The 6,041-nt window shown below is 41.3% G+C and carries 2 protein-coding genes; both read left to right on the top strand.

All coding sequences use genetic code 11. From position 1 onward, the window contains the following. Positions 1 to 381: 381 nt before the first annotated feature. On the top strand, positions 382 to 1,239 hold the full coding sequence (locus ACPK8D_RS12105) for a metallophosphoesterase (protein ID WP_424718109.1): 858 nt from the start codon (positions 382 to 384) through the stop codon (positions 1,237 to 1,239). 770 nt (positions 1,240 to 2,009) lie between these two features. After that, on the top strand, positions 2,010 to 5,516 hold the full coding sequence (locus tag ACPK8D_RS12100; protein WP_424718108.1) for a PAS domain S-box protein: 3,507 nt from the start codon (positions 2,010 to 2,012) through the stop codon (positions 5,514 to 5,516). The last annotated feature ends 525 nt before the right edge of the window (positions 5,517 to 6,041 follow it).

The raw sequence follows: 6,041 nt of genomic DNA, 5'->3' as shown, positions 1-6,041 counted from the left end.
TTTCTGCAGAATTAGAGCATACATTTCTACAATCAGAAAGAATAGTTTGCCTGTTATAGAGGGTATTCTTGCGGCGCTCAAAGGAGCGCCGCTAACTATACCCTGAATAGTTACTTTTAGTTAAGAGATTCTTCTTTATGGTCTGGAGTTTTATGGTAAAAGCAGGAATATTGAAGCATGGTAAAAGCAGGAATATTGAAGCCGTCTGTATGCTTTAAGTCCATTCAGCCAGATTCAACCTTTTCTACTATTTTCCTTTTTATATCCTCTATTTTATTTATATGGCGTAAAGTATATATCTATACGCGTTAAGATTGAGCCTGTTTCAGGCTATCTTTTGATATGCAATTTTAAGTTCTGAAAAACAACTTTTCATCGATTATGCCACCCGAAATCATACCTATTATTGAAGAGCCTGCTCTAATTGTTACCAATACCGAAACCTCACTGGTAGTTGCCGATATCCACCTCGGGATCGAGTGGGATCTGTACAGGAGCGGGATCAATTTGCCCAGCCAGATGGAAACACGGCTGGAAAGGATTCTGGGCTATATCCAGGCAAACTCCCCTGACAGAGCAGTACTTCTAGGGGATATAAAGCATAATGTCCCTCAGGTGTCCTGGCAGGAGAAAGACGAAATTCCTCATTTTCTTGAAACACTTGCGGAATATACACACGTGGATATTCTTCCTGGAAACCATGATGGGGGAATCGAATTTCTTTTCAACAGGCAAAAGAATATCAGGGTTCATTCAGCACGCGGTGCGGTTCTCGATGGGGTAGGGTATTTTCACGGGCATACCTGGCCTGCGCCTGAACTGCTGGCTGCCTCTCATATAATTGTTGCCCACAACCATCCTGCGGTTCGTTTTACGGATGCTTTCGGCTACTCCATAGTTGAACCTGCCTGGATCAGGACAAAATTCAATGCGGAAATCCTCAAGGGCCGTTTCGGAAATCTTGATTTTGAGAATCCTGCACAGTGGGCAGATCCTGAACTCTTCGTAATGCCGGCTTTCAATGAACTATGTGGAGGCGTGCCTTTTAACGAATCCACTCAGGAGGATCTCCTGGGCCCGATTTTTTCTTCAGGCGGGATTGAACTTGAGGCTTCCGAAGTGTATTTGCTTGACGGGACAAGGCTAGGACTGCTCAAGAATATTCGGAAGCTGCAACATACAAGGGCTCGAACCAGGCCCTCCGGCAGGAGATATAAAAATTCTGAGAGCTCATTATGAGCTGACTGGAAAGCAGCCAGTAAATTCAGCTTTAAGTATAAATTGCTTTTAGTAAGGATCGCCTTTAAGTGTGGATTGCCTTTAAGTACGAATCGACAATCGGTATCAACAGGCGGTAATATAAGAGCAACCCGGTTGCAAAACAACTTTTCAGTCTAAGGTTTGCATATATTCAGGTCTTTCACACAAAATAAATACATTCTCGTTCCGAATTCTAAGGCTTTCTCCAAAAACGATATTATATTCAATTTTTTCTAATTTTTCTCTCAAAATCCTTTTAATATTAAGTTCTTTCAGTAGTATCCAAATGTTTTTATGAAATTGATGATTTATTGTTGATATAAATCTTTGAATAGTTTAGAGAGAATCTGAAGATCAGTAAGATAACAGATAATAATAACAGATAATAGAGAATTTAGAAAGATTAATATATAATTTATTTAAATGCTAATATAATATTGTAATTGTCAGGCAGATTGATCCTCTGTTTTTCTGAAAACGTGATCTTGGGACTTACTCTGCTTAACACGGCAGGAACTTCAGAAGAGTTCTATGGCGTCAAAACGATTACCTGCAAGCAATTTAATGTAAGTTTTTAAAATCATCTTCGTAATTGGGAAAGGCTGAATGAAGGAGTAACTGAGAAACTCTGATCTCGATTTATTGGAGATTTGCCTGGGGTCGTACTTATGTCAATTCTTCAGATAAATGATCTTTGATGGAAAATTTGATGAAAGTACTGATACCTATTTAAGACCGGTTGGAAAATTATGACTGTCTCGGATCGCCTGAGTGCCGACAAACTGGATAAAACCAATAAAGAGTTGCGCGCCGAAATTTTCGGATGCAAGCGCTTGAAGCACGAACTGATTGAACTTAAGGATAAACTCGAAGTAGAGGTTCGAGACACAAGCATTCTTCATAAACTGAGCACGCGGTATATCGAAGGCAGCGATTCATTTTCAATTTTTCAGGAAATGGTTGAAGCTGCAATTGCAATTACCAGAGCGGACAAAGGGAATATACAGATTCTTGATCTGTCAACAGGAAAATTGAAGATCGAAGCCCAGAGAGGTTTTAGCCTTCCTTTTTTAAAATTTTTCGAGTTTGTGGGTGCGGGGGAAGCGGCGACTTGCGGAGCTGCGATGGAAAAAATGGAACGTGTGGTCGTTGAAGATATTACTCACAGCCCGATCTTCTCCGGAAGTGAGGCCCTTGATATACTGCTGGACGAAGGGGTAAAGGCCGTTCAATCCACGCCTCTGTTTAGCCGGTCGGGCAAACTGCTTGGTATTATCTCCACTCACTTCAGCCAGGTTCACACTCCGGATGAGCGCGAGCTAAGGCTTATCGATATTCTGGCCAGGCAGGCTGCAGACATCATCGAGCGTCAGAAGGCTGAGGAGGAACTGTGCCAGAGCGAGCGGCGCACCAGGCTGAAATTAGAGAATCTTATATCGCCTTCCCTTGATACAGTTAACCTGGAGCTTGCTGAGATCATTAATATCCAGGCGGTCCATTCACTTATGGAAGATTTCCATAAATTTGCTCACATTACCATGGCCTTAATTGATCTCAAAGGCAATGTTCTGGTAGCCGTCGGCTGGCAGGATATATGCACGCGATTCCACAGGTTTCATCCTGAGACCTGCAAGTACTGCGTAGAAAGCGATACTGAGCTATCTAAGGGCATTCTTCCTGGAGAATTTAAGCTCTACAGGTGCAAGAATAATATGTGGGACATAGCGACCCCCATTATGGTGGGAGGCCAACGAGTCGGCAGCATCTTCTCAGGGCAGTTCTTTTTTGAGGATGAACCTCTGGACTATGAGCTCTTCCGAGCCCAGGCCAGAAAATATGGCTTCAATGAGGAGCAATATATAGACGCGCTTGAAAAAGTTCCACGGCTGAGCAGAGAGGCTGTGGACACAAGCATGGCCTTCTTTACGAAACTTGCCAATGTTCTTTCTCAACTAAGCTACAGCAATTTCAAGCTGACCAAGTCGCTGTTAGAACGGGATTCTCTGCTGGAAGCGCTGCGAGAGAGCGAGGAGAGGTTCAGATGGGTTATTGAGAACTCGCTGGATGCGGCATACCGGCGAAACCTTCAGACTGACAGTTATGATTACATGAGCCCTGTGATAAAACAGCTAATAGGCTTCTCTGCCCGGGAGATAGGTGTAATGAGTGTCAGTGAGGCTCTTGACCATATCCACCCCGATGACCGTTCTCTGGTTACTGAGAAGCTGGCCCAGGCTTTTAACTCGGGTTTCGGGACTCTTGAATACAGATTCAGGTGCAAGGACGGCCAGTACCGCTGGTTTGCCGACCACTTCACGGTTACTAAAGATCAAAATAGGAAGCCTCTATTCAGCGGAGGTATCGTCCGCGACATCACCGAGCGCAAGCAAGCTGAAAATGAATTGAAGGAGAGTGAAAAACGATTCCGTACCCTGGCTGAAAACTCTCCTGATGCAATTACCCGCTTTAATATCCAAAATCGTTACATGTATGCTAATCCAGCAGCTGCAAAGGTCTACAGTCTCTCTCAAGAGGAAATAATTGGAAAAACTCACAGTGAACTGGGAAGGGAACCTGAACTGGTAAAGTTCTGGGAAGAATGCCATCAGAAAGTTTTTGCTGCAGGAAAACCCGAAACAATGGAATTCCAGTATATATCGCCTCAAGGAAAAGAGTACTATTTTAATACGCGGGTAGTACCGGAATTCGTTAATGGTAAGGTGGCCTCTATTCTTGCGATTTCTCGTGATATCAAAGATAAAAAAGAAGCGGAATCCAGGTTAAAAGAAACCCTTGATAATCTAGAAGAGCTGGTTAAGGAACGTACAGCAGAGCTTGAGAAGGCTTATACCTCGCTGGAAGAGAGTGAAAAAGGTCTTGCTGAAGCCCAAAAAATGGCTCATATCGGAAACTGGGATTGTAATTTTATAACTTGTGAGGTTAACTGGTCTGATGAACTGTATCGTATTTTTGGATGCGATCCGAAAAAATTAGCACTATCTTACAATGAATACTTAGATCATGTACACCCCGACGATCGAGACTATGTCGATGATGCCTATACAGAAGCTATTAACGGAAGTCCCCTTGACATAGATCACAGGATTGTTCTGGCTAATGGAGAAGTCCGCACAGTCCATATAATATGCGAAGTTATTTCTGATGAGGAAAATATCCCTATTCGAGCGAAGGGAATAGTTCAGGATATTACTGAGCGCAAAAAAACAGAAGAGAAAATTCAGATACTGGCGAATGCTGTAGAATCATCAAACGATGCTATTTTAACCAAGTCTCTTGATGGTATTATTACCAGCTGGAATAAGGGTGCAGAGCAGGTTTATGGTTATTCGGCTGAAGAAATTCTGGGAAAAAATATTTCAGTACTTGAGCCCGCGAATTTAAAAGGGGAAATAAAACAGTTAACTGAGAAGATTAAAAATGACGAAAAAGTCAAATACTATGAAACTTTACGGCTAAAAAAAGACGGCACATTAATAAATCTTTCAGTAACCCTATCTCCGATTTTTAATTTATCTGGCGAGCTTGTGGCTATCTCGGCTATTTCCAGAGATATTACTGAGCGCAAGAAAGCAGAAGAAACTCTGGTAAAGATCGAGGACGCCAGAAAAAAAGAAATTCACCACCGAATAAAGAATAATCTTCAGGTAATTTCTTCCTTACTGGACCTGCAGGCTGAAAAGTTCGTGGATAATGAGGTACTCGAAGCTTTCAGAGAAAGTCAGGATCGGGTATTTTCAATGTCCCTTATCCATGAAGAACTTTATAGGGGTCAAGGAACCGATACACTAGACTTTTCGGCATATCTTCAAAAATTAGCTGAAAACCTTTTCCAGACTTACAGCCTTAAAAGTAGAAATCTCAGCCTATTAATGGATCTGGAAGAGAATGCATTCTTTGATATGGATATTGCCGTCCCGCTAGGAATTATTGTTAATGAACTCGTCTCCAATTCCCTCAAACATGCATTTACTGAAAATGGAAAAGGGAATATTCAAATCAGGCTCTGCAGGGAAGAAAAGAATGATGAAATACAGGAATCCCTTTTCAGCCTGACAATTTCAGATAATGGGAAAGGAATTCCCGAAAACATAGAATTTGAGCGCCTTGATTCACTCGGTTTGCAGTTGGTGAGCACCCTTGTTGACCAGCTTGATGGAAAAATCGAGATTAAACGTGAGCAGGGGACGGAATTCAGAATTACTTTCAACCTGGCAGAAAAATCATACTTCCTGTGAATTAATACCCGTAAGTTCTGTGAGTTATATCTTATGTCTATGAATTAACGAGAAAGAATTTTTACAATAGGCCTGTTAGAGTATTTTCTTTTCAGGGACCAGGGCTAATTTCACTAAATATCGATCCTTTTTCTCAATGTTTATATAAAATGCATGGCTCTATGGAAAAAAATAAATGTCAGGAATCATGGTAATAAGCAGTCATTATTCCTGATAATTCGGATCTTCAGCTATCAGTCGCCAGGGTAAGTACAGAATTCAAGTGCCTCCAGAAGATTCTCTTCTGTTTTGGATACCTGGGCTTGTTTGCTGATTATTGATTTATTTGTGCTAACTTACTGATAGATATTGATTGATTATTGATACTGATTGATATTGATTGATATTGATTTATTATTGATTGATTATTGATTGGTTATTGATTGGTTATTTATCGATAACTTATCGATTCCTGACCGATTACTAATTGATTATTTACAGATTACCGATAACCACTAACTAATTACTGATTGATTTACCGATCGA

The organism is Methanosarcina sp., from assembly GCF_049706645.1.
GTDB lineage: Archaea > Halobacteriota > Methanosarcinia > Methanosarcinales > Methanosarcinaceae > Methanosarcina.
Note: the sequence above shows the minus strand (reverse complement) of the source record. Positions and strands in the feature narration are given on the sequence as shown.